Source organism: Tritonibacter horizontis (assembly GCF_001518015.1).
GTDB lineage: Bacteria > Pseudomonadota > Alphaproteobacteria > Rhodobacterales > Rhodobacteraceae > Epibacterium > Epibacterium horizontis.
This window is the reverse complement of record NZ_LPUY01000047.1, coordinates 1-2,125: the sequence shown is the minus strand read 5'-3', so window position 1 is coordinate 2,125 and position 2,125 is coordinate 1. Positions and strand designations below refer to the sequence as shown.

General features: G+C 62.4%; 4 protein-coding genes. All 4 read right to left on the bottom strand.

The window, feature by feature from the left end; genetic code table 11:
• Positions 1–1,396, bottom strand: a 1,396-nt coding sequence (locus TRIHO_RS07215; protein ID WP_456300659.1) for a VirB4 family type IV secretion/conjugal transfer ATPase, incomplete at its 3' end; no start/stop codon positions are given.
• Positions 1,386–1,664: a type IV secretion system protein VirB3 gene (locus tag TRIHO_RS07210; protein ID WP_068241702.1), complete on the bottom strand. Its 279-nt coding sequence runs from the start codon at positions 1,662–1,664 to the stop codon at positions 1,386–1,388. The genes TRIHO_RS07215 and TRIHO_RS07210, both read right to left, overlap by 11 nt.
• Entirely contained in the window at positions 1,657–1,950 is a 294-nt protein-coding gene (locus TRIHO_RS07205) for a TrbC/VirB2 family protein (RefSeq protein ID WP_008282963.1), read from the bottom strand. Before TRIHO_RS07205 ends, TRIHO_RS07210 begins: the two co-directional genes overlap by 8 nt.
• Positions 1,947–2,125 (bottom strand): lytic transglycosylase domain-containing protein (locus TRIHO_RS24145; RefSeq protein ID WP_131811183.1); only part of this gene is annotated, 179 nt, incomplete at its 5' end. The genes TRIHO_RS07205 and TRIHO_RS24145, both read right to left, overlap by 4 nt.

Genomic DNA, 2,125 nt, shown 5'->3' with positions numbered 1-2,125 from the left:
CGCGACGGGCCTGGGTCATCAGGAAGGCCGAAAGCACAGACTTACCTGACCCGGGCCGCCCCATGATCAGGGTATGGCCGCTGGTGGGTTCTTTGTCGGGCGATCCCTGCTCGTGATAGGAAAACCGGTAGGCGCTCTGTTCCGGCGTGGGCAAATATGTGACGACCCGGCCCCAGGGGGTAAGTGCTGCAGGTTTGCCGAGCTGTGTCCGGTGGAAGGCCGCAAAATCCGCGAAGTTGCGGTTGGTGACGGCGCTGGCGCGGACGCGCTTGGGCTGGTTGCCGGGGTGCTGGCTGAGGTAATGCGCCTTGGCCGCGACCCGCTCGCCAATCATCTTCACGCCTTCCGTTGCGGCGGCGTTCACAATCTCGGCGCTGAGGGTTTGCAGTTCTTCGAGCGTGTCGCAAAAGAGCGTCACGACCATGTGATGCTCGCCGAAGCTTTGGCGCTTGGCCTCGAGATCATCGGCGGCGATGTCGAGGGCTTCCAGGAGCGAGAGGGCTGCGTCCTGGCTGGCCTGCATCTGGCGCTTTTGCCGCTTGATGCGGCCCGCCATGAGGTTCGAATTGATCGGCGTGAAGGAATGCGTGACGATCATGTCGACCGGCAGGTTCAGCATGTCGAACATGGTGCAGGAAGTGGCCTCCGAGTATTCTCCGATGGTGAAACTCTTGCCGTAGCGGTGTCCCACGACGCCTTCGGAAAGCTCGAAATGGTCTCGGTGAAACGTCACGCGGGTATTGGCAACGTTGAAGGACAAAAAGCCGTAGGTGTTTGCCGGGTAAAGCGGTAGCTCGGTGCCCGTGTTGAGCGCCCCCAGAAACCCCACCAACTCCCCCGATGCGGCCGACAGCAGGCGCGGCTTGAGCTCTGTGAGGCCGGACAGGAAGACGTTCACGGCCTCACCGAGGCGCTGCAGGCGTTTGCGGGTCTCCTCCCTCAGCCGATCCGGCGCGCTGCGGCTGAGGAATGGCAGAAGGCTTTTAGGGGGCGGGCGGTGAATGACGGTGAGCGTCAGCGTCTTGTCGCGCAGCCCGCTGGTCTCGAGTTTCGCGCGCCAGCGCCGGTCAACCTCGCCTGCGAAGCTGTCCTCACGGATCGGGTCGAGATCAGGTTTGATGGCCTTTGAGACCTTGTGGACGTAGTAGCTGAATTCCGGTCCCAGCTGCGCGATGATCCGGGCGAAGAGCGCCGTCACCTTGTCGAGATAGGCATCGTCGGTTGTATAGCTGTTGATCCCTTCGAGCCGAATGCAGCGGAAGAGCTCGTTGACCCGGGTGCGCACGGTCTGGTCATCGACGAGGCTCACATAGGGCAGCATATGCGCGAGGCGGGTCTCGCGCGCATACCAGTCTGGCGTCATTGTGCGGGCATCGAGCGCAGCATCACGGGGCATAGCTGTCTCCGCCGTGAATGCTGCGGTTCCGCGTGGGCGGGGTTTCCTGCAGCGTCGTCATTATCACGTCGATGAAGCGCGGATCCCAGTCTGCGGCCTTCCAAAGAACGGGATAGAGCAGGGCAGCGACACCCAGCACCGCGATGTGCTGGACCCAGACGAACAAGAGCACTGAGCCGAAGAGCCAGACCATCGCGTACATGATGGGCAGGCCCAGAAGCTTCGGCGGCCGCACGAGCCCGAGAAAAAGGGGCGAGCGTTCAGCCACCGGCAAAGACCGCGGCAACGATGGTGGGGGCGGCCGCAACACCGGCGATGCCCACGAGGACCCAGAGCGCTTGGCGCAGGTCGATGATGTTGAAGAACCAGCTCAAGAAAACGCCGAGGACCGCGAGTGTGGCGATGACCACACCAAGGGGTCCGGTCAGCGCATCGACAATACCCTGCAACAAGCTTTGGATCGGGGAGAGATCGATGCTCTGTGCAAGGGCGGGCTCGGCAATGAACAAAAATAGCGCCAGCGAGGCGACAAAGAGGTTTGAAATCTGTTTCATGAATTTGATCCTTCCAATCGGGCCACGACGGCCATGACGCGGGCCAGGTGGTTCTGGGTTTCTCGGTAAGGGGGAATGCCACCGTGTTGGCGCACGGCGTCCGGCCCCGCGTTGTAGGCTGCCAGCGCCAGATGCGGATCGCCGAAGCGTTCCAGCATCATCGCGAGGTAGCGGG

Bases quoted from the DNA above. Each gene is read 5' to 3' on its own strand.
- TRIHO_RS07205 (WP_008282963.1), bottom strand. From the start codon at position 1,950: ATGAAACAGATTTCAAACCTCTTTGTCGCCTCGCTGGCGCTATTTTTG.